We start from the raw sequence: 25,629 nt of genomic DNA on the forward strand, positions 1-25,629 counted from the left end.
GGTCGCCTTGACTTCCACCAGTACTTCGCCGGCCTTCGGCCCGTCGAGCTGCACGGTCATCACTTCAAGCGGCTTTCCGGCCTGAACGGCTACGGCGGCGCGAACGTCCATCTTCCTATCTCCTGCTGATTTGTCGGTGCCCAACTGCTTGTATCGGCCAAGCTTGACATGGCCGGCGAGCCGGGCTCAAGCGAATTCCATGATAACAGCGTCGACCGCCAGGCTTTCACCGGCGGCGGCGTTGATCTTCGAGACGACGAGATCGCGATCGGCGCGCAGGACGTTTTCCATCTTCATCGCCTCGACGATCGCCAGTGTTTCACCGGCCTTGACCTCCTGACCCTCGGCGACCGCGATGGACACGACGAGGCCGGGCATCGGGCAGAGCAGGAGCCTGGAGGTGTCCGGCGGTAGCTTCACCGGCATCAGCCTGTCGAGTTCCGCATGGCGCGGCGAAAAGATCTTGGCGGTCACCGACAGTCCCTGCCAGTCGATGCGCAGGCCGTTGAGGACGGGACGGATCTGCGCGGTGATATCCTGGTCGCCGACCCTGCCGCTCCAGACCGGATCACCCGGTCTCCAATCGGTGACAATACTCCGACTTTCGCCCTCGATCTCCATCTCCATATCGAAGGGAATGGTGACGAGGCCATCGAGCAACCTGACAGCGACGTAGCTGCCATCTGTTTTGACCACCCAATGCTCCCGCAGCGTGGCCGATGCGGCGCGCAGGCGATCGGCGAAACGTTCGCGGCGGCTCGCTTCGATGAGCGAGGCAGATAGCGCGATTGCGGCAAGCGTGGCTTCCTCCTGCCGGTCCGGCTTCATCGGCGCGAAGCCGTCAGGATATTCCTCGGCAATAAAGCCGGTGGAAAGCCGGCCCTCGCGCCAGCGTGGATGTTTCATCAGCGCCGACAGGAAGGGAACATTGTGCTCGATGCCGTCGACGACGAAGCCGTCCAGCGCCCTGCCCATGGCCTCGATCGCTTCGCTGCGCGTCGGCGCCCAGGTGCAAAGCTTGGCGATCATCGGGTCGTAATACATCGAGATCTCGGCGCCTTCGAAGACGCCGGTATCGTTGCGGACCACGACATTGCCGGTCCTGCCTTCCGCCGGCGGGCGGTAGCGCGTCAGGCGGCCGATCGAAGGCAGGAAGTTGCGGTATGGGTCTTCGGCATAGAGTCGGCTTTCGATCGCCCAGCCGTCGAGCCTGACAGCCTCCTGGCTGAAGCCAAGCGGCTCTCCCGCCGCGATACGGATCATCTGCTCGACGAGATCAATGCCGGTGACGAGTTCGGTCACGGGATGCTCGACCTGCAGGCGGGTGTTCATTTCGAGGAAATAGAAATTGCGGTCGCGGTCGACGATGAATTCGACCGTGCCGGCGCTCTGGTAGTCGACGGCCTTCGCCAGCGCCACCGATTGTTCGCCCATGGCCTTGCGGGTCTTTTCGTCGAGGAAAGGTGAGGGTGCCTCTTCCGCGACCTTCTGGTTCCGCCGCTGGATCGAGCATTCCCGCTCGCCGAGATAGACGACGTTGCCATGCGCATCGGCGAGCACCTGGATCTCGACGTGACGCGGCTCGACGACGAACTTCTCGATGAAAACGCGATCGTCGCCGAAGGAACTCTTGGCCTCCGAGCGGGCGCGCTCGAAGCCGTCGCGCACCTCGGCTTCGTTCCAGGCAATGCGCATGCCCTTGCCGCCGCCACCGGCAGACGCCTTGATCATGACGGGATAGCCAATCCCGCCAGCGATCGTTTCCGCATGCGCGGCATCCTCGATGATGCCGAGATGGCCGGGCACGGTGGAGACGCCGGCCGCATTGGCGAACTTCTTCGATTCGATTTTGTCGCCCATCGCCATAATGGCCTTAGGCTTCGGGCCGATGAAGACGATGCCCTGCTTTTCCAGCTCGGCGCAGAAAGAGGCGCGCTCGGAGAGAAATCCGTAACCGGGATGCACCGCCTCGGCACCGGTCGCCTTGCAGGCGGCGATGATCTTGTCGGCGACCAGATAGCTTTCCGACGCTGCGGCGGGACCTATGTGGACGGCCTCGTCGGCCATGTCGACATGCAGCGCATCCCGATCCGCGTCCGAATAGACCGCAACGGTCGAAATGCCCATGCGGCGTGCGGTCTTGATCACGCGGCAGGCAATCTCGCCGCGATTCGCGATCAGGATTTTCTTGAACATCGAGACTCCACCCAGAAATGCGTTCCGGAGTTTTACGCATAAAACACCGGAACGCACAATCGGCTTGGGGTCGGCGCGCGGGAGACGTGGGATTACGTCGCCGAATGTCAGGCGACGGCGGCTTCCGCGACGGATTCCTCGTCGCCGATGCGCAGCCAGCGGCTGCGCCGCGGTTCCGCGCGATCGCGCAGCGTAACGGCGGCCATGATCCCAGCCCAGTGCGGATGGTTGGCGCCCGGCAGCGTTGCCTGCTCGATCTGGTGGAGGACGCCATATTCGGCCGGCGACACGGCGATGACGCCGCCTGCGGCGATGCTTCTGAAGATGCGCATCGCAAAATCGGCGTCCTGGCGTGTGATGTTCTTGCGGTCGACGGTGCGCGACAGATTATAGCCGCCGATGCCGTCGGTGATCGCCAGACGAAGTTGGTTGAGGGCAAGCGCCCTCAATTCACCCGGCACATCGGCCGAAATCTCCATGATGTGGAGAATGAGCTCGAGCTCCAGCGCCGAGTTGACGACGCCGTCGGCCGTGAACATGCGCATGATCCAGGCAACGTTGATTTCATCAAGCGAGCCCTGCGGATAAGTGTAATGGACGATGAAGCCGGCGATCTGCTCCACGAAGAAAGCGTTCCACTCGGCACATTTTTCGGGACAGGAATTGTTGAGCGCCAACATTGCAACGACATCCTGGGATGTCCGGATCCCCTCCGGAAAGGCATGTTTGCGCAGCAGTACGATATCTTCGGCCGTCAGCCGATGCTTACCGGCCACGACACAGGCCGGAAACGCGAGACGGAATTCGCTCATGTTTTAACTCCAGGCTTCATCATGAAGCCGGAGACAGTTTTACCGTTCGCGAATTGACGATCCCTCAAGAAGGGGAGTTAACCGCCTGCTGCGCGAGTCACGAAGATTTTAGCGATCGCGCCTGCAGCCGCTCTCGCCAGATGATGAAAAGGCCGGATGCGACGATGATGAAAATGCCGATCCATTTGGCGAAATTCGGGAAATCATTGAACAGAGCATAGCCGAGCACGGTGGCCGAGATGATCTCGAAATATTGGAACGGGGCAAGCAGCGACAGCGGTGCAAGCCGGAACGCTCGCACTACCAGCATATGCGCATATCCGGAAATCGAGCCGAGGGCGAGAAGCAGCGCAAGGCCGAGGCCGGAGGAGGGCAGGGAAATGGCGAAATCCCCATTGCCGGCGCTGCCGCCGACGAGAAGGGCGGCCGCCATGAAGATCGTTCCGCCGATGCCGGCCATAGTCTGCATGGTGAGTGGCGAATCGGCCTCGCCGATCGCGCGATTGAGGAAAAGATAGAGCGAGAAGAGAAAGGCGCAGGCCACCGGCAGCAGTGCCTTCAGGCCGAAAATCTCATAACTCGGCTGGATGACGATCATCGCGCCACCGAAACCGACCACGATTGCCATCCAGCGCCGCCAGCCGACTTTCTCCCCCAGAAACAGGGCCGACATGACGGTCAGCATGAAGGGCTCGACGAAATAGATGGCAAAGACGTCGGCAAGCGGCATGTATTTGACGGCGACGAAGAACAGCAGGCTTGCAGCCCCGTGCAGCACGCCGCGCAGCAGATTCATCCACGGCCGCCTTGCGGAAAGCGCCTTGCGTCCAAAAATGACAAAGAGAATCGGCAGCGTGCAGGCGATCTGGAAGAAGAAGCGGTAGAAGGTTACCTGACCCGGCGACATCGATTCGAAGGTCGCCATGTATTTGGCGATGGCATCCATGATCGGCAGGATGAACATGGCGCCGGACATGATGGCCATGCCCTGCAGGGAATCTTGATGGGGCTTTGACATGGCTGCCGATTCTCGTGGGAACGGCGTCCATCAATCACGGGAAAGCCGGGCAAATCAAGCCCGTGAAACCGCTCAAGCGGTCAGAGATCATTGGCCGTTTCACCGAAAACCGTCTCCAACGCGGCGCGCAGCCGGATGTCGACATCCGCCATCATGACGGGAAGGCCGAGATCGACGAGGCTGGTGACGCCATAGGCCGATATCCCGCAGGGCACGATGCCGCTGAAATGATCGAGATCGGGATCGACGTTGAGCGACAGGCCGTGGAAGGTCACCCATTTGCGCAGCCGGATGCCGAGGGCGGCGATCTTGTCTTCAGCCATCGTGCCGTCTGGCAGCAACGGCTTTTCCGGGCGGCGGACCCAGACGCCGACGCGATCCTCGCGCCGCTCGCCGCGCACGTTCATCATGTCGAGCGTGCGGATGACGACCTCCTCGAGAGCGGCGACAAAGGCGCGTACGTCCTGGCGCCTGCGCTTCAGGTCGAGCATGACATAGGCGACGCGCTGGCCGGGTCCGTGATAGGTATATTCACCGCCACGTCCCGTCGCAAAGACCGGAAAGCGATCCGGCTGGACGAGGTCGCCCGCATTGGCACTGGTGCCGGCGGTATAGAGCGGCGGATGCTCGACGAGCCAGACAAGTTCGTCGCCGCCTTCTCCGATGGCCGCCACCTCGCGCTCCATCGTCTCCACCGCCGCCTCATAGGCAACGAGTCCATCGGCGATACGCCAGCGCACCGGCCGCGTACCGAGTTTCGGGAGCATGGAGAATTCGAGATCGGTGCGAAGCATGGCCATTCCTTGCCGCCTGTCCCAAATGCCTGACGAAATAGGGGCGGCAGGAGACCTATATGGACCCGTTTTCCGGCCAATTCAAATGCCGTGAAAGGTTTTCAAAAAAACTGTCATATCGCCCTTGTGCACCCCAAATGCTTTTGCTACATGCTGCCCCGCCGACGCAAATCGGCACCTACCACGATGCGGTCGTGGCGGAATTGGTAGACGCGCAGCGTTGAGGTCGCTGTGGGGCAACCCGTGGAAGTTCGAGTCTTCTCGACCGCACCAAGTTATTAAAAAACCCTCGTGACCTTTTGGTTCCACGAGGTTTTTTTATGTCTTCATTTTCCCAGATATACGTGAGAGTGCCGCGACGCAGGAACTCAGCGGGTCCCCGGCTACAGCCCGGGACAGCTGAACAGAAAAAAGGGCCGGCTACGGCCCTTTCGTTCCGATCGCGTGTTATGGCCGATCAATGCATTGCGCGGCAGGCTTCGGTGCGCGAAGCGCCGCTATCGGCACCTTTGGTATGGGAGCCGCTCGGGCCGACCATGCTGTGGCACGGGGGCAGGGGCTTGATGCTTGCGGTCGCGGTCTTGTCGACCCCGGGGGCTGCCATGGCCGTCGGCGCGAAACCGTCGCTGTCATTGGTATAGTCGCTGGAATAGGCCGGAGCTTTGTGGTTGTTGCTGTAGTGCACCGGGGCAGGCTGCGCCATCTTGGAGGGCGCAAAGCCATCGCTGTCGTTGGTATAATCATCGGAATAAGTCGGCTGGGCGAAGGCAGCGCCGGCAAGGCTGACGGCAAACAGGGACGCGGCGAGGGCAAATCTGATGCGCATGGTTCTTCTCCTCAATCTATTGTTGCATTCAACAACATAAACCATCCCCGGCGGATAAGATTTCGCGCGTCAATTGCGGCAATATTGTGAACGGAAGCCCGTCGCTTAATTGCCTTTTGTTCAAATGAAATCACGGTGTTGTCAACGAATGTGACGTTTCCGTTACGGCAGCCGCGTAGCAAAACAGACGGCAGGCTACCTGCTCCTGCTACAATCGAAAATTGTTAACTTTTGGTAATGTCAGGAACCAATAGGAGGCGGTGTGCCCGCCTCCTGGCGATGGTCATCGTGATGCGCCTCTGGTCAGTCTTCGTTCGGGATATGGGCGTCGACCCCGGTCAGCTGCAGCTTGTTGCGGACATGGTGGACGCCGTCGACCGAAAGCGCGCCGAGCTCGACCTTGCGGGCAATGCCGATCGTCTCGACCGAGCCTTCGAGGGTGACGACGTGACCGTCCGCATGAACCTCGATACTGTTGATATCGACCTCGGGAATGTTTTCGAGAGCGTCGTTCACCCGCGCCTCGAGTTCGTCGCTTTCATCGCGATCGATCATACCGGCGCGCAACGAATCCTTCAGGCGGTTCTCGTTGCCGTCTTGGTCTGTGCCATCGACTCGGAAACCGGTGTTGGGATCGCTGTCGAAATTTGCCGCAGTCTCGCCATAGGGGCGGTTTGCCGGGTCGCTGGCAGCGGTGCCATCGGCATAGGGCCAGCCGTCGTCGAGATTGCGTTCTTCGAGGTCGCGATAATCTTCTTCACGGGAAAGCTCGGGGGCCTCGCGTGAAATCGGGGTCTTGTCACCGATCCTTGCCATTATAGTCGCTCCTAGTTTCTCTCGGGACAACGTCGACAGGGGCGAATGGTTCGGTGTGGCGGGCAATTTGTCAGCCTTGGGTTTTCTCCCATTTTTTGACGAGGCGTTCGCGTTTCAGCCGCGAAAGCCGCTGCAGCCAGAAGATACCGTCGAGCTGGTCCACCTCGTGCTGGACGCAGATGGCGAGGAAACCTTCGGCGGCCTCCTCGTGCACTATGCCGCCAGCATCCTGATAGCGAAAGCGGATCGCTCGTGGGCGTGTGACCTCTCCGGTCGCGCCAGGCATGGAAACGCTGCCCTCGGCATGGTTCATCGTCTCCGGCGACCTCCAGGTAATCTGCGGATTGACGTAGAGGCGCACACTGTTGGCCCGGTCGAGCTCCAGCACCGTCACACGGAGGAAGACGCCGATATGGGCGGCGGTGATGCCGACGCCGGGGGCTGAGCGCATCGTCGCCAGCAGGTCGTCGGCCAGCGCGGCCAGCGAGGCATCGAAGGCCGTCACTGGTTCGCAGACGGTCTTCAGGCCCGGATGCGGATAGCGCAGGATCGGACGGATGGGCATGAAGCGGGCTCCCCTCTCTTTGAGCGGCAGGGAAACTATCGCCGGCCGCAGACATTGTCATCACGAAGCACGGTTGGCGCTTTACGACAAGGATGCTTTGAGCTAGCAGGGGCCAAGAATTCTGACTGCGGGAGCCTCGCGCGGGATTCGCTTATCCGCTTGTTGACAATGTGTTTTCGGCCGACATTTGCGAATGCGGTGCGGCAGTCGCTGAAATTCGAACCAGGTGCGAGGGCGGCAGATGACGACGACCGACACGGAAGACCGCATTCGCCGGCGCGATGACGAGGAAGCGGATATCTACGACGAGGACGGCAATGTCCGCGGCGATTTCCTGGCACTCGTCGGTGCAGCGATCGCCGATCGCGATACGCTGTTCCTGCGTGGGAATGTCGCCCGCCTGCATGAATCCGAGATAGGCGACCTGCTGGAATCGATCCAGCCGGATCAGCGCCTGGCGCTGGTGCGCCTGCTCGGCGAAGATTTCGACATGACGGCGCTGACTGAGGTCGACGAGGCAATTCGCCGCGAGATCGTCGACCAGATGCCGAACGAGCAGATCGCGGCCGCCATCGGCGAGCTCGATTCGGACGATGCCGTTTACATTCTCGAAGACCTCGACAAGGAGGACCGGGAAGACATCCTCGCCCAGATGCCGTTTACCGAGCGGGTGCGGCTACGGCGGGCGCTCGACTATCCCGAAAGCTCGGCCGGCCGGCGTATGCAGACCGAGTTCGTCGCCGTGCCGCCGTTCTGGACGGTGGGCCAGACGATCGACTACATGCGCGACGAGGAGGATCTGCCCTATTCCTTCTCGCAGATCTTCGTCATCGATCCGACCTTCAAGCTGCTCGGCGCCGTCGATCTCGATCAGATCCTGCGCACCAAGCGGCAGACGAAGATCGAGCAGATCATGCGGGAGACCAACCATCCGGTGCCCGCCGAGATGGACCAGGAGGAGGCAGCCCAGCTCTTCGAGCAATACGACCTTCTCTCGGCTGCCGTCGTCGACGAGAACGGCCGGCTGGTCGGCGTGCTGACCATCGACGACGTCGTCGACGTCATCCACGAAGAGGCAGACGAGGACATCAAGCGCCTCGGCGGCGTCGGCGACGAAGAACTGTCGGACAACGTGATCTCGACGGCGCGCTCGCGTTTCCTCTGGCTTCTGATCAATCTCGGCACGGCGATGCTGTCGGCGAGCGTCATCGGCCTGTTCGACGCCTCGATCGAGAAAATGATCGCGCTTGCGGTGCTGATGCCGATTGTCGCTTCGATGGGCGGCAATGCCGGCACCCAGACGATGACGGTGACCGTGCGTGCGCTCGCCACCCGCGATCTCGACATCTACAATGCTGGCCGCATCATCCGCAGGGAGGCCGGCGTCGGCATTCTCAACGGCGCCGTCTTTGCGACGATCATGGGCGCGATTGCCGGCATCTGGTTTCATGACTATCAGCTCGGCGGGGTGATCGCGGCGGCGATGATCATCAATCTGATGGCGGCCGCGCTTGCGGGCATCCTGCTGCCGCTGCTGCTCGACAAGGTGGGCGCAGACCCGGCGATCGCATCCTCGGTGTTCGTCACGACGGTAACCGACTGCACCGGCTTCTTCGCCTTTCTCGGCATCGCCACGTGGTGGTTCGGCATCTGACGGTTTGCCGAAATTGACTATTACGTAAAAGTCAATATTATTGCCGGTTCGACGACGGGGAACACATGCCGGTGAACAAATATTATAGCATAACGGAGCTGACGCGCGAATTCGGTGTCTCGACGCGCACGCTCCGCTTCTACGAAGACGAGGGATTGATCCATCCGGAGCGGCGAGGGCGCACGCGTCTCTTCCGGCCTGCGGACCGACGGCTCATCGGAGAAATCCTGCGCGGACGACGAATCGGCTTCACCATCGCGGAAATCCGCGAGATTATCCAGGTCTATAAGGAGCCGCCGGGTGAACTCGGCCAGTTGAAGCTTCTGATGAAGCGCGTCGACGAGAAGCGTGAGGACCTGCGCCAGAAGCGCAAGGACATAGACGACACGCTGACGGAACTCGACAATATCGAAGAGGCCTGCCTCGGCCGCCTTGCCGAAATCGGCGTCACCACCTGACACTTGCCGCAGAACGGTTGCCGGTCCTCTATTGCGCCTCGGCGCTGCATTCGCCGGCGATCGCCTGGACCCGCTCATCGTTCTGTAGATCGATCTTGCCCGCCTGCAGCGGTACCAGCAGCGACTGAGCCTGTAATCTGTCGAGCGTGCACTGGCAAAAGCTGCGGCAGAGCGCTTCGCCTTGCTGCATGACGCAAGCGGAGTTGCATTGCCTAAGGTAAGTTTCGACTGGATCCGGCTGCGGCGGCGGGACGATAAGGGAAAGTCCGTAAGCGATCGCGATCAGCACCGGCTGATGAATGAGGTAGAAGGCAAGGCTGTGGCGGCCAAGCTTCGCCGGCCACCAGGAGCCTGTGCCGACGGCGGCGAGCCGATGCGGCAGCCTGGTTCTGATGGCAATCAAGGCGATGCTCAAGCCCACGAAGAACGGCGTAGCCCAGGGAAACAGCGGCACGTAATCGTTGGAGCGTTGCGGCGTTTCGGCAAGGCCGATCCAGGCGAGATATCTCGGATCGAAGAAGGATGAACGGAGCAGGCCCGGTGTGCCGAAATTATCGAGGATCCAGGCGGCAAGCAGCGCGACTGTGACGAGGAGCGTGAAAGCGAGCGGCAATCTGACAAACACGACGCCGATGAGCGTGAGCACCGCAATACAATGCAGGATGCCGAAATAGATCCACGTGTCCGGCATGGCGACGCGGGTGGCGATCGAAATGACCGCGGCCGCCGCGGCAATCATGCCGAAACGTTTCCAGAAGGACGGCCAGCGAATCGTCGGCGTGCTGGAGAGCACCAGGCTGATGCCGACGATGAAGAGAAAGGTTGTGGCGATCGCCCGGGCATAGATCTTCAGCCAGCCAGTCTCGGCCGTGCCCGGCGCCAGATAGGCCATGAACTCCATGTCCCAGGTGAAATGGTAGCTCGCCATGGCGATCAGCGCGACGCCGCGCGCCGTATCCAATAGACCGATGCGCGGCGGTCTTGCCACCGCATCGGCCTGCATTGCCGGCATTGTCATCAAAGTCCCCCGGTCAAATCATTTCCGTCGTTCGACGGCGTGTCGCGGCGAATAGCAGAAAGGTGTGGATTTGATGGCGGGCCGGCATCCATGATCGCCAGCCGCGCCTGCGAGAAGAACTGCCGCCGTGTCAGCACGAAGATGACGGTCGCCGTCGTCAGCATGAAGACGTAAGGATTGATGAACCAGCCGAGATAGCCGATCGACAGGAAGATCGCCCTGAGGCCCTCGTTGAAATTGCTGCCGGCGATGACATTCATGCGGATGACGCGTTCGGCGGCCCGCTCGGCGGCGATGACGTCGCTCTCGGCTTCGCGCATCATCGGAATGGAGCCGAAAAGAATGGTGCAATAGTTGAACAGCCGATAGGACCAGCCGAACTTGAAGAAGGCATAACCGAACAGCGCCGCCAGACCGCCGACCTTGAGCTCGAAGGCGGCGTGGCCACCATGGAAGACGACGGGCAGGTCGGCAAAGACGGCGTCGACCTTTTCCGTCGCGCCGAGCAGGGCAAAACAACTGCCGAGCGCAAAGATCGAGGTCGAGGCGAAAAAGGCCGTGCCGTTCTGCAATCCGGACATGATCTGCGTGTCGATCATCTTCAGGTCGCGCCGCAGCGAATTATAGATCCACTCCCGCCGCCGTTCGGTCATCGCATGGGTCAGGCTGGTGCGCCCGAAGAAGGTGCGACCCTTCAGCAGCCAGGAGTAACCCATCCAGACACAGGCAAAGAAGGTCAGAGCGATATAATCCGCCGTCGTCATCAATGATTCAGTCTCCGCATGATTGCGGCCACCTTACATATGCGCTGAGATGCTGCAATGACCGGTAAGCCCGGCTCACATGGATTTAGACCGCTGCGCGTCCATAAGGGGACACACATGGCGATATAGCCATGAAAAGCGATTCCGATTTTCAGGGCTCTGCGCTAGTGTGAAATGTCGCACCGACTCCAGGCGATGTCGGTTCGCCGCTTGGATCCGAAGCCGGCGGCGTTTAAATTTGCATTCCAGTGGTTCAGAAGGCGCATCCATGTTTCTTTCGGTATTCGACGTGTTCAAGATCGGTGTCGGACCGTCGAGCTCACACACGATGGGTCCGATGTCGGCCGCCAACCGGTTTCTCGACCTGATCCTGTCGAGCGAATGGCCGCGCCCGTCAGGTGCTCAGGTCGCTGCGATCAACGTCAGCCTGCATGGCTCGCTCGCCCATACCGGGATCGGCCATGGTACGGGCAGGGCTGTCATTCTCGGACTGATGAGTGAGGCGCCCGACAGTGTCGATCCCGACAGGATGGACGGTATCATCGACACCGTGGAGCGCACCGGCCGCATCACGCCTGCGGGCCATCCGGCCTACCAGTTCCAGCCGAAGACCGATCTGATCTTCGACAAGAAACAGCCGCTGCCAGGCCATGCCAACGGCATGATCTTTTCGGCGTTTGACAAGGACGGCCGGCTGCTCCTCAAGCGCATCTATTATTCGGTTGGCGGCGGCTTCGTCGTTACCGACACCGAGCTGGAACAGATGCGGGCGAAGAAGAATGCCACGGGCGGCGTGCGCGTGCCCTATCCCTTCTCGACCGCCAAACAGATGCTGGAGATGGCGGAGCGCTCCGGGCTTTCGATAGCGCAGATGAAGCGGGCGAACGAGGAGAGCCAGCGCTCGCGCGAGGAGCTCGATCAGGGGCTCGACCGCATCTGGGAAGCGATGCGCTCCTGCATCGAGCGCGGCCTCAAGGTCGAGGGTGTCATGCCCGGTGGCCTCAACGTCAAGCGCCGCGCCCGCCGCATCCACGACAAGCTGCAGGAGGAGTGGCGTAGCAATCGCGTCAATCCGCTGCTCGCCAACGACTGGCTCAGCGTCTATGCGATGGCCGTCAACGAGGAGAATGCCGCGGGCGGGCGCGTCGTCACCGCGCCGACCAATGGCGCGGCCGGCGTCATTCCGGCAACGATCCGTTATTATGAGCATTTCCACGAGGACTGGGATCAGAACGGCATCCGCGATTATCTGCTGACGGCAGCGGCGATCGGCGGCATCATCAAGCACAATGCCTCGATCTCAGGCGCCGAGGTCGGCTGTCAGGGCGAGGTGGGCTCGGCCGCGGCGATGGCGGCTGCAGGCCTTGCAGCCGTGATGGGCGGCACGCCGGAGCAGATCGAGAATGCCGCCGAGATCGCGCTCGAACATCATCTCGGCATGACCTGCGATCCTGTCGCAGGCCTCGTGCAGGTTCCTTGCATCGAGCGCAACGCGCTTGGCGCCGTCAAGGCCGTCACGGCGGCATCGCTTGCCGTCAAGGGCGACGGCCAGCATTTCGTGCCGCTCGACGCTTGCATCGAGACGATGCGCCAGACCGGCCACGACATGAGCGAGAAATACAAGGAAACCTCGACCGGCGGCCTGGCCGTCAACGTCGTCGAATGCTGAGCGTGCGAACTCCTTCGCTAGAGCGGCTCAGCGCTTCACGCGAGCGCTGAACAGCCCTAAGCTCTTGTTTTTACGCAATTGTCGGCAAACGCTTCGCGCTTTGCCTGGGAAAACCGATTCACACTTTTCCTGGAATTGCTATAGGCGCTTGACGCCCGCCGCCAAAAGGATTTCAACGGCGGCATGGCATTGCATCTCATCAAACTCTGTGTCGGCGCCGACTCGATCGAGGATCTGCGTGAATGGGTGGCGGAGCGCTCGCTGCGCGCCATTGCCGCCGGGCTCGAACCGCATTCGGTTCACACGACGCGCATGGTGCCCAAACGCATGGCAGAGCTTCTCGACGGCGGCTCGCTCTACTGGGTGATCAAGGGGCAGGTGCAGGCGAGGCAGAGGCTGCTCGACATCGAGACCTTCACCGATGACGAAGGGATTTCACGCTGCCGCCTGATGCTCGGCCCGGAGGTCATCGAAACCGCGGTGCAGCCGAAGCGGCCTTTCCAGGGCTGGCGCTACTATACGCAGGATGACGTGCCGCCCGATCTGACGAGCTTGGGCGCCGGAATCGCCGAAATGCCGGCGGAGCTGCGCCGCGAGCTGACAGATCTCGGCCTGCTCTAATTCTATCGCCCAAAATATCGGTTTCGGACGACGGCATGCGGATTTCAGCGCAGACGCAGTTGCACCGGCGCGCTGCCGTCCGGCGACGTCACATGCAGATGAATGCGGGCTTCCGGCTGAGAATAGCGCCAGGCGCGGGCGCCATGGCAAAGCAGCAGATTGATGAGATCCCGGGTCTTGGCAGACTTCGCCCTCGGCCGTTGCAGACCGATTTCGGCAAGTCGCAGAGCCGCTTCGTGCAGCGGATGCAGGGATGAACGCCCTTTGGCCCCGCTGCGGCGGTCGCCTGGCATTCCCGGAACATTCTCATTGATCGCCATAGTTTTCCTCGTACGCACTACTGATCGAGTTCAAACCGATGGCCGGAAACGCAAACACCGATTCCGGCCGTTACGGATGCCGCCGGCCATGTCGCAGGCAGCACCGAATAACTCATTGTGCTGCGGCCCAGCACTTGATGCCGGCCTTCTTCAAGGCCTTGCAGGCGTTGACCGCATCGCGCTGGTCGTCAAAGCCGCCGAAGCGGGCGCGGTAGACCTGGTCGTTGCCAGCGCCGTAGGCGACGGCGAAGGGCTTCGCCGAGGCCAGCGCCTTGCCGCCCTTGCTCTTGGCGCTCTCCAGGAGGTCCATGGCCATCTGCCGGCTCGGCGAGACGCCGACCTGGACGACCCAGCCCGCAGGCGCAGCACTTGCCGGCGTGGCGCTGGTCGAGGCGGTCGTGACGTGGTCGACGGCGGCGTTATCCTGTGCAGCCGGTGCGGCGACCGGAGCCTGCTGCTTGAAGCTCGTTGTCTTGACCCTGGTCGGCGACGGCATCGCCTGGGCGACCAGCGGGTTCTCGGATTTCGGCGCCGATGTTTCGGTATAGGCGACTTCGGCCTCGGCTACCTGATAACGGGCATCCGGCAGCGGGCCCTTATGCGGCAGGCTGAGATCGGCGGCAGCGGCAGAAACCGGTGGCTGCGCCGCAGTGATCGTCTTTGCGACCTGTTCCGAGGCGACCTGCTGCCGAGCCTTCTGCGGCTGAACCGGAGCAGGCGTTTCGATCATTTCAGGGGCAGGGGCTGCCTGGGCCACCAGCGCCGAATTTCCGCCGCGGCTCGACGCCTTCGGGAGGTAGGTGGCGATCAGATTGCGCATCTGAGCGTCTCGAGCCGACCCGGAAGTGCCGCCGAGCACCACGCTGACGATCGACTTGCCGTCGACCTGTACCGAACTCACCAGGTTGAAGCCGGCGGCGCGCGTATAACCGGTCTTGATGCCGTCGACGCCGCGCACGGAGCCGACCAGCCGGTTGTGGCTGCGGATCGTGCGGGTGCCGAACTTGAAGGCGCGGGTGGAGAAATAACCGTAATATTGCGGGAAATGCTGGCGAAGGGCGATGCCGAGGCGGGCCTGGTCGCGCGCCGTCGTCATCTGCGCCGTATTCGGCAGGCCGTTGGCGTTGCGATAGGTGGTGCGCGTCATGCCGAGCGCATGCGCCTTGGCGGTCATCATCTCGGCGAAGCGGTCTTCGCTGCCGCCGAGCATCTCGCCAAGCGCGGTTGCGGCATCATTGGCCGACAGAGTGACGAGACCAAGGATGCCCTGTTCGACGGTGATGGTGCCGCCGGGGCGCACGCCAAGCTTGGTCGGCGCCTGGGCGGCCGCGTGAGCGGAGAAGGGAACCGGCGTATCGAGGCGGATGCGACCCTGCTCCAAGGCCTCGAAGGTCATATAAAGGGTCATCATCTTGGTCAGCGAGGCAGGATATTGCAGCCGATCGGCATTCTCGCTGTAGAGAACGTTGCCGGTCTTGGCGTCGACGACGATGCCCGCATATTTCGGATTGGCCGCCTCCGCGTCGGCATTGACCGATTCAACCAGGACGACCGTGAGAGCCACCGAAAGGATCGCCAGGAGCTTTGCGAAAAAGCTGCCGGACCGGGATGATGATACGGAGGAGACTGACCTTGACACTATTCCACTCTTCGCTTTGCATTTCAGATATTGGGCAGGAACCGCACACTCCCGCCGTACAGCTCGTCTTTTGAAATTACCGATTCAGCGTTACCAATCCGTTTATGATGAACCGTTTAACTCCTTGTCCGGGAGCATTTTAGGGGCTTGTTACAGAACGGTTCATAAGACGCGCTTCCACAAAGATGCGGATCGCGGCATCAATATGTTCCCAGTCGGCGAGATGGCTGCTGGAGAAGCGGTAGAGGACGCTGAGATCCTTGCCGACCTTGATGTCGCGCTGACAATCTCCGCTCGCGGCCTTGTCCGGAGTTGAAGGCAATATGCAGCGCACGACATAGTCCGGCCCGCCTTTGACCGTTGCCGTGAGCAGCACTTCTCCGCCGTAACCGGCGTCGGCGCGAAGTCGATGGAGTGTCAATCCGTCCCGGAAAGGCTCGGCTGCTCCTTCGATCAAATGCGAATAGATTGGCTCCAGCCGGCCGGACATGTCGCGCGACATGGTGCTCTGAGCGATCTGCAGGAAGATGAGGCCGGAGGATTGGGCGATATCGTCGAATCGCAGATGGTTGTCCTTGCCGTAACCCTGCATCGAGGGCCAGGCGAGGTAGAGATCGACGCGCTCGGCGGCGCCGTCATGCCTCTGGCTCGGGAAGCGGATGGTATTTTCGGGGAATCTCACTGTGTCGCGGCCGATGGTCAGCGTGATTTCCGCCGTGCTGTCGGTATTGCCGGCAAGGGAGATGTGCCGGCCGAACCAACGGCCGGCGATGCTGATGGCGACGGTCAGGACCGCCAGGACTGATATCGCCGCCATCGTACGCAGAAGAAACCTCATCGAAAGAAGCGGTTGCTCGTCGGGTGCGCTTTGGGCGGCTTGGCTCATGGCGGTTCTTTGCGTTTCGGTCCGCCGCAGGAAGAACATGAGCCGCCGGTGCCGATGATGAATCTCATCGCCATGATCGAACCGGCAGGGTTAATACTTCGCTAAGATTGTGGGTCGCAGCTGTCCCGGGATGGACGCATGTCCCAAAAAGGAGCGAGCCGTTCCCGGGACAGCGGGAACGGCTCTTGGGCACCGGTCGGGGACGGGATGCGGGGACTGACCGGGCCGAAACCTGTGCCGGCTTTGCCGGCTGGCTGGTTTACCTGACGCTGCCGACCGCGACAGCGCGGCCGTCCTGAAGCTTCGACCAGCGGGCCGGATCGCTGGCGGACTGGCGCTTCAGATAGGTGTATTCGGTGTCCGACCACAGCAGCACCTTGTTGCGCATGTTGTCGAGAATGAAGTCGCCGTGATCGGTGCGGACCGTCAGTACGGCATGGCCTTCGCCGTTCGGCTGCAGCACGACGGTGATCAGCGTGTCGGATGGCGAGAAGCCGTCCTCGATCAGCATCTTGCGCTTCAGCAGGGCATAGTCCTCGCAATCGCCGACGGTTGTGGGATAGGCCCAGCGTTCCTCGACGCCGTAGATCTGTTCATCCGTCTCCGGCTGGATCGATGAATTGACCGTGTAGTTGACCTTGAGAATTTCCTTCCAGCGATCCTCCGTGAGGACGGCCGGCCCGGCATCGCCGCCGGCATAGGTGCATTCCGTCGGATTGGCCTTGCAGAATTCATAGTGTCCGATCGGCGGGCTGGCATTGCCGGCGAGGGCCATGCTGGCGGGCGTTGCCTGTCCCGAGCCCGCCATTGCCATCATGATCGCACTGGCCAGAAGGCCGCCTTTCAGGATATTCGCAGCTGTCATTGCCGTCTCCCCTAAGTTGAGGCGACAATGACACGGACGTTTTTATCTCACGCAAAATTACGCAATAGAATTAAATGCTTAGTTGAATAAAATGCCGATAAAACTTGGCTCGAATGCGAATAAAATTCGGTGCGTATTTGTGTCGAAATCGATTAAAATTGTAGTGCACGCGACAAGGACTTCGCCAATGGAAAGCCTGCGCCGCCGTCGCGTCGTTAAGAGTTTTCGCTGAGCCGGATAAGTGCCGGCGGCGCTGCGGCGGGATGCTTGCAGTGGCGATGCCGGTGGAATCTGCCGGTTGGAACGGGCCGAAAGCAGAATATCGCTCGGATTCCGGGGGCCGACATTAAAATTATTTTTGACAAGAATCGCGAAATCGATCGGTGGCGGCGACGATTGCCGCGCTCATATCGGGGTTTGCTGTGGAATGGGAAGCGCGCGGAAGGATCACGAGCTCGCTTTGCGGCCAAGCGCGGGCCAGTTCCCAGGCGGTGACGAGCGGTGCCTCGATGTCGAACCGTCCCTGCAGCAGGATGCCGGGAATGCCGGCAAGCCGCGCGGCGTTCTTCAAGAGCACGCCATCCTCCAGCCAGGCGCCGTTGACGAAGTAGTGGGTGATGATACGGGCGCGCGTCAGCAGATAAGCCGGATCGGCCCAGCGGCGCGGCAGTCCTTCCCCGGCGAGCAGGATCGAGGCTGATTCCCAATCATGCCAGTCACGCGCCGCCTTGAGGCGCGTTTCAGGATCCGGAGCGTTGAGGAGGCGGTGATAGGCGCTGGCCATGTCCTCATCCAGTTCTGGCGCGCCGGATTGTATTCCCTGACGGAAACGGTGCCACTCTTCCGGAAAAAGCGGCGCCATGCCGCGGCAAAGCCAGTCGATTTCCGATCGCCGCGTGGTGGTCACGCCCGATATGACCATCGCTGTGACATGCTGCGGATGCGTTTCGGCATAGGCGAGCGCCAGCGTCGAGCCCCAGGAGTTACCGAAAAGCAGCCATCTGTCGATGCCGAGAAAGAGCCGCAGACTCTCGATATCGGCCACGAGATGCCAGGTCGTATTGAGGGAGAGATCGGTTTCGGGATCTGCGGCACTCGGCAGGCTCCGGCCGCAATTGCGCTGGTCAAAGAGGATGATTCGATAGGCGTCCGGATCGAACTGCCGGCGCGCCGCGGTCGAACAGCCCGAGCCCGGCCCGCCGTGCAGCACGAGTGCCGGCCGTCCCATCGGGTTGCCGCAGGCTTCCCAATGGATCAGGTTGCCGTCGCCCGTATCGAGCAGGCCGTGATCATGGGGTTCGATTTCCGGGTAGAGGGCTGGCATCGGTGCACCTGCGGTCGAGGCGGACCTTATCCATCATGTTCATGACGAAGGGAAGACGTACGACGGCCGGAAATTCCTCGACGCAAGATCCTGCCCAACTTCGCGCGGCCGGCTTCCGCCCGACCAGTGTCGCAGCTTGTTCCACCCATAATTCTACATGACTTACTGGTTGGAACGACTTGCGACAGGATTTCGCGCCAGCCTTCCAAAGCCGGATTTCCCGCCGCTTGCAGATCGCTTGCCGTGAGGCTCGCGCTTTCAACACGACCCGACCCGGTGCGCGCCGGCCCTCGCACGCGCTTTCGGAGCAATCGGCCACGAATTGATCCGCCGCAAGGCATCGCGATTTTTCGGGCTGTCAAAGGAATTCGCGCAATGTCTCGCGGGACTGGATCGAGAGGAATTCGATCGCCACACCTTCGACGAAGTGACGCACGACGCGGCCGCGCATGTTGCCGAGGCGCACCGCCGTTCCGATCGACGGACGCATCTCGACATCGATGGCGGCGCCCGACAGCGACAGATCCATGATGCGGCAGGTATAGCGCGTGCCATCCTCGAGCGTGAGTTCGGTCTTCGTATCGCGCGGCGTCAGACGGTCGTGGCGACGATCTTCCGGCAGGCCGAGCTCGTGCTTGTTGGCAAGCCAGGTGAGCTGGGCGGCGAGCTTCTCGCGCTTGCGCTCGGTGGCATTGATCGACATGGTGAATCCGCGGCCGTCGAGTGTCTGGACGTAACCTTCGACGCGCCCGAGATGGTCGATATAGGCGACAACGCGTTCGTTGGCGCGCGGCCGGCCGGAGCAGATGACGTACATGTCGCCGGGCGACATGTCGATCACCATGCATTCGAATTCCTCGTAATTCGCAAGCATCAGCCGGCCCTGCATATTGATCGGCACGCGCTGGAAAACGCCTTGTTCAGGGCGCGGCGCAGGTCGTTGCGTCTGAGCTGGCTGGAACGAGTGCATCAAAGGGCTTCTTCATACAAACTGGAGAGATTAATCCTTACCTCCAATCCATTAACAGAAGGTTGTTTCGCCTTATTGTGACATAGCCGAAAACGAGTGCGCGCCTTGTCCTGAAACAAGACGCTTAACGCGCCTCGGCACTCAGCAGCTGTGACACCATGCGGCGCATGGCCTGGCCGAATCCGTTGCCTTTTGCCGCGACGACTTCGTTGATCGAGCGCAGTTCGGCCGGCATGGCCTTGCTGAATTTTTCGGGCAGCAGACGGCTGCGGTCGAGCGCCAGGAATTCCAGCGGCACGATCTCCAGCCAGCTCGCAGGCGCCGTCGGTGCGATCGCGCCGAGCAGCCGGTCGCAGGCGCCGTCCGACGAGCGCAGCGGCATCATGATGATCTCGAAGGAGGCCTGATGACCGACGGTGCTGTAGCCGGTGGTGTTGAACAGGGCCGGCATGGCATGGTCCATAACGCCCATCGCCGTGCGTTCGATGTCCGCGTGCTGGCCATGCGCCCAAAGGGACGAAAAACGTTCACCGCGCAGGTCGCGTCCGAAGAAATCGCAGATGCGGGTGCCGGCGAGCCGGAAAACGATGTCTCCGCCGTCGCGCGTCTCGAGGATGAAGAGACTTTGTAGAAGATGGGGAACGGCAGAGGGTTCGACCTGTGATTTCAGCGGCGCATCGGCAGCGCCGCGGATACGGTTCCAATAGTCAAAAATTTCGATGGTAGTTTGCACACGCATTTCACACCAACCTGTCCCATTCCGGAGCATTTTCGGGCAGTCATTGCCCGTACAGCTTCTACCTTGCGGATTTCATGCCAGATCCAGGCCGTTAAGGTTAAGAAAGGGTTTCGGTTGAGGCGCGACGTCTATCGTGGCAATGTCCAGTCATCGCTTCGACTTTCGGAGTTCAGCACGATCTGCCGATCCTGGGTCTTTCCAGGAATTCGGGTTACGCCGCCCGGCACTACGGGCGGCTTTTTTTTTGACAGGCGCTCCTGTATGGCTGAGGCCTCAACGAGGCGATAAAAATGAACGAGCAGACGGGCGAGCCAGACAAGGCGCCGGAACCTCCCGAGGCCCGGCCGCCGGCGCGGCCCCCGCGCGTACCGGTCTTCAACCTTCCGCCGGCGCTGCTCTTCAGCCTTTGCCTGCTCATCCTTATCTATGCGGTGCAGGCGCTCGTTCTCTCGGACGATGCGGTGGGCTGGCTGCTGTTTACCTTCGGTTTCGTCCCCGCTCGCTACGTGATTCCGTTGTCGCAGCAGGGGCTGGAGCTGTTCTGGACGCCCGTTACCTATTCGCTGCTGCACGGCAGCACCCAGCATATCGTCTTCAACGCCTTCTGGCTGATGGCCTTCGGCGCGCCGGTCGTGCGCCGCATCGGGACGTTGCGGTTCCTGTTCTTCTGGATCTTGTCCGCCGTCGCTTCCGCCGCCCTGCACGCGATCCTCAACTGGGGAGACGTATCGCTGCTGATCGGCGCCTCGGGCGTCATTTCCGGGCTGATGGGGGCCGCCTGCCGATTCGCCTTTCCGGCCGATCGGCGACCGATGCCGGTGGCGCATCTCAACGCCCGGCTTTCCATCATCGACGCCCTGAAGAGCCGGACCGTCGTCATCTTCATGCTTCTCTGGCTGGTCGGCAACGCCTTGATTGCCGCCGGCATTCCGCTCGTCGGCGACAGCGACCAGGAGATCGCCTGGGACGCGCATATCGGCGGCTTCGTCTTCGGCTTCCTTTTGTTTTCGCTGTTCGACCGGGCGCCACGGCCGCCCGCAGAACCGGCGGGAGCGGAGAAGGATATGTTGCAATCCTGAGCCGGGCGGTGCACCATCGAACGATCCGCGATTGGGGGGAGAAACCGCCGCGGTTGCCTGTGACACATGTCACAGGCTCGACATAGGAGGTTCGAATGACCAGTTCAGTCAAAGCAATCCTCGACCTGAAGGGCAGGGACGTCATCACCGCCGGGCCGAACACCACCGTCGCCGAGGCGGCCGCCATTCTGAGCAAGAAGAAGATCGGCGCCATCGTCGTCGTCGGCATGGAGAACCGGATTTCGGGCATGTTCACCGAGCGCGATCTGGTGCATGCCATCGCCAAGCACGGCAAGGATGGCCTCGATCAGCCGCTCTCTCAGCTCATGACTTCAAAGGTCTACCGCTGCCACGAGGAGACGACCGTCAACGAGTTGATGGAACTGATGACCAGCCGCCGCTTCCGCCACGTGCCGGTGGAAAGCAACGGCAAGCTTGCCGGCATCATCTCGATCGGCGACGTGGTGAAATCCCGGATCGCGGAAGTCGAGCGCGAAGCCGAGGAGATCAAGGCCTATATCGCCGGCTGAGGGTCCGGCTGTTTGTTCAAACGTGCTGTCGCCCCTTTCGGGGCGCTTCACGGAGGGCTGGCGTAGACTTCCTGCATGCGCTTGATCTCGGGAAGCCTGGCTCTCGCTTCCTCGTAGCCGCGTTCGATCGCCTCGCCGGCCCGATGGAATTCCGAGAGGCCGATATAGCTGAGGCGCGGCTGCAGCGAAATGTCGGGCGGATCGCCGGCAAGGCGGGCGCGGGCAATCCTGTCCTGGATGATGTTGAAAGCCTGCACCATCACGCCGGTCATGCCGAGACGAGCATAAGGCGCCTCTTCCTGTTTCTGCATTTCCTGCTGCGAGAGGCTGGCATTGTGCCGGACCACGGCCGAGCGGCCGTAGAGATCGTAATTGAGATTGACGGCGACGACCAGCGGCTGCTCATAGGCACGGCAGACGGAGACGGGAACCGGGTTGACCAGCGCGCCGTCGACCAGCGTGCGGTGATTGCTGCGGACCGGCTCGAAGATGCCGGGCAGGGCATAGGAGGCACGCAGCGCCGTGATCAGCGAACCATTGGCGATCCAGACCTCGTGGCCGGTATTGACCTCGGCCGCGACCGCGACGAACGGCCGGTCCAGATCCTCGACGTTCAGCCCCTCGAGATGCTCCTGCATGCGCTTGGTCAGCCGCATGCCGCCGAACAGCCCGCTGCCGCCGATCGTCAGATCGAGCAGACTGGCGATGCGGCGCATGGTCAGCGAGCGCGCGAAGCTTTCGAGTTCATCGAGTTTGCCGGCGAGATAGCAGCCGCCGACCAGCGCGCCGATCGATGTGCCGGCGATCATGCCGATCTCGATCCCAGCCTCGTCCAGAGCGCGCAAGACGCCGATATGGGCCCAGCCGCGTGCAGCGCCGCCGCCAAGCGCGAGCGCGATCTTGACTCTGTTGACAGGCACGGGGGAAGGAATTGTCTCGAGTATCGTCGACATGCCGGAACCGGAACCTTCGCCTTCAGCGCTTTGACGGTGTAGACTCCAGTTCAGCATTGCGCTCTCCCCTCCAGCAGAACACGTATGTCACGATAGTGTGCCCGATCGGTTGCCAAAAGGTATATAGAACCGGTTTCTGGCACAATAAGGGGCAAATGCCGGGACGGTCAGTCTATTTTCCGTAGACATCCTGCGGATCGAAATGCCGTTCGTCGTCAACGATGTCGAGCATCGGCTTTCCGTCGCGCAACGTCACCGTCCGATAGAAGCAGGAGCGGCGGCCGGTGTGACAGGTGGCGTCATGGCCGGCGACCTCGACCTTCAGCCAGATGGCGTCCTGATCGCAATCGGTGCGAATTTCCTTCACCGTCTGAAGATTGCCCGAGGTCTCGCCCTTTTTCCAGATCTTGCCACGCGACCGGCTGAAATAATGGGCCGTGCCCGTCTGGATGGTCAGCGCCAGGGCCTGGGCGTTCATATGCGCCACCATCAGCAGTTCGCCATCGCCGGCGTCGGTGACGATCGCGGTGATCAGGCCGCGGTCGTCGAAACGCGGCGTGAAATCGCCGGCGTCTTCCAACGCCGACTTGTCCTCGGATGGTTGATTGAAGATCAGTTGACTCATTGCGGCCCTCCTGAGGGAGCCGGTATCAGCGGCTCCGCACCATGCTCATGAAACGGGCCTGATCGGCCGGTTCGGTCTTGAACGTTCCGGTAAACGTCGTGGTCAAGGTGGTCGAACCCTGCTTCTGAACGCCACGCATCGCCATGCACATATGTTCGGCCTCGATCAGTACGGCAACACCGCGCGGATTGAGCGTATCGTCGATGGCCCGGGCAATCTGGGCCGTCATCGTTTCCTGAGTCTGCAGGCGCCGGCCATAGATCTCGACTACACGGGCAATCTTCGACAGGCCGAGGACGCGGCCATCAGGCATGTAGGCGACATGGGCCTTGCCGATGATCGGCACCATATGGTGTTCGCAATGCGAGTAGAACGGAATGTCCTTGACGAGGACCATGTCGTCGTAACCGGCGACTTCCTCGAAGGTTCGACCAAGCACATCTTCCGGCGCCATGTCGTAGCCGGCGAAAAGCTCGCGGTAAGCTTTGGCGACACGGGCCGGCGTCTCGATGAGGCCTTCGCGCGTCGGATCGTCACCGGCCCAGCGCAACAGAACGCGAACGGCTTCCTCAGCCTCCTGCTGGGAGGGGCGCTCCGAGTCACGGTTCGGTTGCGGAAAGTTCTTTACGATGGCGTCCATGATCAATGGTCTCCTGGCCCGCATCGCGGACCCATCTGTCGGAATCGCCACTGGTCAGTCCCATGCGGGAATTCATGCACCTTTGGCAGGCTCCGGGGCTTTCAGGGCTAATTCAAGCGCCCATCCGGCACGGTTTCCCAATCAAACTTACACAAGGCCATTGCATTTTCATGGCCTTGGAACGACATACATATAGGAAGACGGCCATTATATGTAAGTATCCTCAGATGACACGGTGTGTTTTTTGTTTCAACGACAATGACAGCCCGATTTAGGCCGATCCGCAGCGATTTTGGAGCGGAAATCCAGCATGGACGACATCTACAACAGCAAAATCCTCGAATTCGCCGGCAATATTCCATTGACCGGGACACTTGATGATGCCGATGCGACCGCCCAGGCGCACTCCAGGCTTTGCGGCTCCAAGGTGCGGATCTGGCTGAAGATGGATGGCGATGTCGTGACCGGTTTTTCCCATGACGTAAAGGCCTGCGCGCTCGGCCAGGCCTCGTCCTCGATCATGGCCCGCCATGTCGTCGGCGCGACATCGGGCGAATTGCGGCAGGCGCGCCTGGACATGCTCGCCATGTTGAAGGCGGACGGGGCAGGCCCCGGCGGACGGTTCGAAGACATGCGCTATCTCCTGCCGGTGCGGGACTACAAGGCCCGCCATGCTTCGACGATGCTGACCTTCGATGCGGTCGTCGACGCGATCGGGCAGATCGAGGCCAAACGGGCGGAAGTTGTCGAGGCGTAACCGAAATGTGCGAGTTCTGCATCCGGCAGGCTGACGATGAGGACGATGGCGGTGCGGCCGCATCGAGACGGCCGCACGCAAGGACTGCGCGCTACTCCCGCAATTACACCGGACCGTTCCGCAAGACGCCCGACCGCCTGCTCGGCATGGGGCTTATCCGTCTCTATCAGCTGACGCTTTCCGGCTTTGTCGGTAACTCCTGCCGCCATATCCCGACTTGCTCGGAATATGGTTACGAGTCGATCGCCCGCCACGGATTATGGGCCGGCGGTTGGATGACGCTGTTTCGCGTCGGCCGCTGCGGTCCGGGGGGCAGCAGCGGCCTAGACCAGGTGCCCGAGACGCTCGGCAGCGATTTTCGCTGGTGGACCCCATGGCGCTATCTCGCGCTTGGACGCAAGAGAGGGCGAACGCGGTGACGATGCCCGGCGAACATCATTGTGTTTCGGAGGTCGGGGCAGCAACGATGCGGCAGGCGCGGTCACTATTCGGTGACTACGATCGCGAGCAGGAGGGCGAGTGGCTATGAGCACGTTCATCGCCCTTCTGCACAGCATCGTGCTCTCGCCCGACCGCCGGGTGATCATGGAAGACCTGCGCGGGCTTGCCAGAGAACTCGGCTGTCGCGAGCCGCGCACGCTGGTTTCAACCGGCAATCTCGTTTTCGAGGCCGACCAGATGCGCCCACACGAACTCGAGGTCGCGCTGGAAGAGGGCTTCGAAGCGAAATTCGGCAAACATGTCGATATCATCGTGCGCAGCGACTGCACCTGGATGGCGCTCTGCGGCACCAATCCCTTCCGGGACGGCAGCGGAGACCAGGTGATCGTCCGGGTGATGCGCCTGCCGATCGATCCTGAGAAGGTGGAGGCGCTGAAACCGCTGATGGCGGAAGGGCAGCGCATCGCAGTCGTCGGCGGAGATCTGTGGATCGATTTCGCCGGCAAACCGAGCCAATCGAAACTGCTTTCGGCTCTGACGACCAAACGGCTCGGCGTCGGTACGATGCGCAACTGGAACACCGTTTGCGGTCTTGCGCAAATGATCATGTGAGCCGGCTGCTTCTTTACTACCGCGGGAAATCTGAGTAT

General features: G+C 61.5%; 28 protein-coding genes, 1 tRNA gene and 1 pseudogene. 10 read left to right on the forward strand and 20 right to left on the reverse strand.

What is annotated here, in order from left to right:
* The 5 genes and pseudogenes from QWJ46_RS25385 to lipB all read right to left on the reverse strand — a co-directional run.
* Nucleotides 1-111, reverse strand: a pseudogene (locus QWJ46_RS25385) (S-(hydroxymethyl)glutathione dehydrogenase); the annotation flags it as partial.
* A gap of 75 nt (nt 112-186) precedes the next feature.
* A complete protein-coding gene (locus QWJ46_RS25390; RefSeq protein WP_302754670.1) occupies nt 187-2,196 on the reverse strand; it encodes an acetyl/propionyl/methylcrotonyl-CoA carboxylase subunit alpha in 2,010 nt (669 codons plus the stop codon).
* Between the two features lie 107 nt (nt 2,197-2,303).
* Nucleotides 2,304-3,008 carry a hypothetical protein gene (locus QWJ46_RS25395; RefSeq protein WP_302754672.1) on the reverse strand — a complete coding sequence of 235 codons (705 nt, stop codon included), beginning with the start codon at nt 3,006-3,008 and terminating at the stop codon, nt 2,304-2,306.
* A 97-nt stretch (nt 3,009-3,105) separates the two neighbouring features.
* On the reverse strand, nt 3,106-4,026 hold the full coding sequence (locus tag QWJ46_RS25400; RefSeq protein WP_302754675.1) for a DMT family transporter: 921 nt from the start codon (nt 4,024-4,026) through the stop codon (nt 3,106-3,108).
* Between the two features lie 80 nt (nt 4,027-4,106).
* The gene (gene lipB, locus QWJ46_RS25405) at nt 4,107-4,826 is read right to left on the reverse strand and encodes a lipoyl(octanoyl) transferase LipB (RefSeq protein ID WP_302754677.1); all 720 of its coding nucleotides are present in this window, start codon (nt 4,824-4,826) and stop codon (nt 4,107-4,109) included.
* Between the two features lie 182 nt (nt 4,827-5,008).
* On the opposite strand from lipB, the gene QWJ46_RS25410 reads away from it, so the two are divergent.
* Nucleotides 5,009-5,093: transfer RNA gene (locus tag QWJ46_RS25410), tRNA-Leu, on the forward strand.
* A gap of 184 nt (nt 5,094-5,277) precedes the next feature.
* Here QWJ46_RS25410 and QWJ46_RS25415 read toward each other — a convergent pair.
* The 3 genes from QWJ46_RS25415 to QWJ46_RS25425 all read right to left on the reverse strand — a co-directional run bounded on the left by QWJ46_RS25415 (nt 5,278) and on the right by QWJ46_RS25425 (nt 7,027).
* Nucleotides 5,278-5,646 (reverse strand): hypothetical protein, encoded by a 369-nt coding sequence (locus QWJ46_RS25415; RefSeq protein ID WP_302754679.1) that lies wholly within the window; start codon nt 5,644-5,646, stop codon nt 5,278-5,280.
* 303 nt (nt 5,647-5,949) lie between these two features.
* A complete protein-coding gene (locus tag QWJ46_RS25420) occupies nt 5,950-6,462 on the reverse strand; it encodes a BON domain-containing protein (protein WP_184459600.1) in 513 nt (170 codons plus the stop codon).
* Nucleotides 6,463-6,532: 70 nt separating this feature from the next.
* On the reverse strand, nt 6,533-7,027 hold the full coding sequence (locus QWJ46_RS25425) for a peptide deformylase (RefSeq protein WP_302754682.1): 495 nt from the start codon (nt 7,025-7,027) through the stop codon (nt 6,533-6,535).
* A gap of 241 nt (nt 7,028-7,268) precedes the next feature.
* Between QWJ46_RS25425 and mgtE the strand changes: the two genes are divergently transcribed.
* Nucleotides 7,269-8,681 carry a magnesium transporter gene (gene mgtE / locus QWJ46_RS25430; protein WP_184459602.1) on the forward strand — a complete coding sequence of 471 codons (1,413 nt, stop codon included), beginning with the start codon at nt 7,269-7,271 and terminating at the stop codon, nt 8,679-8,681.
* Between the two features lie 65 nt (nt 8,682-8,746).
* A complete protein-coding gene (locus QWJ46_RS25435; protein ID WP_011425479.1) occupies nt 8,747-9,139 on the forward strand; it encodes a MerR family DNA-binding transcriptional regulator in 393 nt (130 codons plus the stop codon).
* Between the two features lie 28 nt (nt 9,140-9,167).
* On the opposite strand, the gene QWJ46_RS25440 is transcribed toward QWJ46_RS25435, so the two are convergent.
* Both QWJ46_RS25440 and QWJ46_RS25445 read right to left on the reverse strand, forming a co-directional pair.
* On the reverse strand, nt 9,168-10,157 hold the full coding sequence (locus QWJ46_RS25440) for a heparan-alpha-glucosaminide N-acetyltransferase (protein ID WP_302754686.1): 990 nt from the start codon (nt 10,155-10,157) through the stop codon (nt 9,168-9,170).
* A complete protein-coding gene (locus QWJ46_RS25445) occupies nt 10,157-10,921 on the reverse strand; it encodes a DUF599 domain-containing protein (RefSeq protein ID WP_302754688.1) in 765 nt (254 codons plus the stop codon). The genes QWJ46_RS25440 and QWJ46_RS25445 overlap by 1 nt, the downstream gene beginning before the upstream one ends.
* Nucleotides 10,922-11,189: 268 nt before the next feature.
* Here QWJ46_RS25445 and QWJ46_RS25450 point away from each other — a divergent pair, with 268 nt between their 5' ends.
* The gene (locus tag QWJ46_RS25450; RefSeq protein WP_302754690.1) at nt 11,190-12,590 is read left to right on the forward strand and encodes an L-serine ammonia-lyase; all 1,401 of its coding nucleotides are present in this window, start codon (nt 11,190-11,192) and stop codon (nt 12,588-12,590) included.
* A 183-nt stretch (nt 12,591-12,773) separates the two neighbouring features.
* Complete coding sequence (locus tag QWJ46_RS25455) at nt 12,774-13,211, forward strand: DUF1489 family protein (protein WP_302754692.1); 438 nt, start codon at nt 12,774-12,776, stop codon at nt 13,209-13,211.
* A gap of 44 nt (nt 13,212-13,255) precedes the next feature.
* On the opposite strand, the gene QWJ46_RS25460 is transcribed toward QWJ46_RS25455, so the two are convergent.
* From QWJ46_RS25460 to QWJ46_RS25490, 7 genes are all read right to left on the reverse strand, one after another.
* Nucleotides 13,256-13,531, reverse strand: a complete 276-nt coding sequence (locus QWJ46_RS25460; RefSeq protein ID WP_011425474.1) for a hypothetical protein — start codon at nt 13,529-13,531, stop codon at nt 13,256-13,258.
* A 112-nt stretch (nt 13,532-13,643) separates the two neighbouring features.
* The gene (locus QWJ46_RS25465) at nt 13,644-15,170 is read right to left on the reverse strand and encodes a serine hydrolase (RefSeq protein ID WP_302754695.1); all 1,527 of its coding nucleotides are present in this window, start codon (nt 15,168-15,170) and stop codon (nt 13,644-13,646) included.
* A gap of 139 nt (nt 15,171-15,309) precedes the next feature.
* Entirely contained in the window at nt 15,310-16,095 is a 786-nt protein-coding gene (locus QWJ46_RS25470; protein WP_184459608.1) for a hypothetical protein, read from the reverse strand.
* Between the two features lie 220 nt (nt 16,096-16,315).
* On the reverse strand, nt 16,316-16,921 hold the full coding sequence (locus QWJ46_RS25475) for a transglutaminase-like cysteine peptidase (protein ID WP_184459609.1): 606 nt from the start codon (nt 16,919-16,921) through the stop codon (nt 16,316-16,318).
* Between the two features lie 352 nt (nt 16,922-17,273).
* Nucleotides 17,274-18,245, reverse strand: coding sequence for a prolyl aminopeptidase (gene pip, locus QWJ46_RS25480; RefSeq protein WP_302754697.1), 972 nt, complete (start codon nt 18,243-18,245; stop codon nt 17,274-17,276).
* Nucleotides 18,246-18,603: 358 nt separating this feature from the next.
* Entirely contained in the window at nt 18,604-19,215 is a 612-nt protein-coding gene (locus QWJ46_RS25485; protein WP_088393832.1) for a PilZ domain-containing protein, read from the reverse strand.
* Between the two features lie 124 nt (nt 19,216-19,339).
* Entirely contained in the window at nt 19,340-19,984 is a 645-nt protein-coding gene (locus tag QWJ46_RS25490) for a PAS domain-containing protein (protein WP_302754700.1), read from the reverse strand.
* Nucleotides 19,985-20,244: 260 nt separating this feature from the next.
* Between QWJ46_RS25490 and QWJ46_RS25495 the strand changes: the two genes are divergently transcribed.
* A complete protein-coding gene (locus QWJ46_RS25495; RefSeq protein WP_302754701.1) occupies nt 20,245-21,033 on the forward strand; it encodes a rhomboid family intramembrane serine protease in 789 nt (262 codons plus the stop codon).
* Nucleotides 21,034-21,128: 95 nt separating this feature from the next.
* A complete protein-coding gene (locus QWJ46_RS25500; protein ID WP_184459613.1) occupies nt 21,129-21,563 on the forward strand; it encodes a CBS domain-containing protein in 435 nt (144 codons plus the stop codon).
* Between the two features lie 47 nt (nt 21,564-21,610).
* Here QWJ46_RS25500 and QWJ46_RS25505 read toward each other — a convergent pair whose 3' ends face one another.
* The 3 genes from QWJ46_RS25505 to folE form a co-directional block, all read right to left on the reverse strand.
* Nucleotides 21,611-22,573: a patatin-like phospholipase family protein gene (locus tag QWJ46_RS25505; protein ID WP_302754704.1), complete on the reverse strand. Its 963-nt coding sequence runs from the start codon at nt 22,571-22,573 to the stop codon at nt 21,611-21,613.
* 115 nt (nt 22,574-22,688) lie between these two features.
* The gene (gene hisI / locus QWJ46_RS25510; RefSeq protein ID WP_085778238.1) at nt 22,689-23,141 is read right to left on the reverse strand and encodes a phosphoribosyl-AMP cyclohydrolase; all 453 of its coding nucleotides are present in this window, start codon (nt 23,139-23,141) and stop codon (nt 22,689-22,691) included.
* A 25-nt stretch (nt 23,142-23,166) separates the two neighbouring features.
* A complete protein-coding gene (gene folE, locus QWJ46_RS25515; RefSeq protein ID WP_184459615.1) occupies nt 23,167-23,781 on the reverse strand; it encodes a GTP cyclohydrolase I FolE in 615 nt (204 codons plus the stop codon).
* A 310-nt stretch (nt 23,782-24,091) separates the two neighbouring features.
* On the opposite strand from folE, the gene QWJ46_RS25520 reads away from it, so the two are divergent.
* The 3 genes from QWJ46_RS25520 to QWJ46_RS25530 all read left to right on the forward strand — a co-directional run bounded on the left by QWJ46_RS25520 (nt 24,092) and on the right by QWJ46_RS25530 (nt 25,591).
* Entirely contained in the window at nt 24,092-24,538 is a 447-nt protein-coding gene (locus tag QWJ46_RS25520) for an iron-sulfur cluster assembly scaffold protein (protein WP_088393840.1), read from the forward strand.
* A gap of 5 nt (nt 24,539-24,543) precedes the next feature.
* Nucleotides 24,544-24,957, forward strand: a complete 414-nt coding sequence (yidD, locus tag QWJ46_RS25525) for a membrane protein insertion efficiency factor YidD (protein WP_302754707.1) — start codon at nt 24,544-24,546, stop codon at nt 24,955-24,957.
* Between the two features lie 106 nt (nt 24,958-25,063).
* Complete coding sequence (locus QWJ46_RS25530) at nt 25,064-25,591, forward strand: DUF1697 domain-containing protein (protein WP_302754708.1); 528 nt, start codon at nt 25,064-25,066, stop codon at nt 25,589-25,591.
* Nucleotides 25,592-25,629: the final 38 nt, after the last annotated feature.

The organism is Rhizobium sp. CBN3, assembly GCF_030518245.1.
GTDB lineage: Bacteria > Pseudomonadota > Alphaproteobacteria > Rhizobiales > Rhizobiaceae > Rhizobium > Rhizobium aethiopicum_A.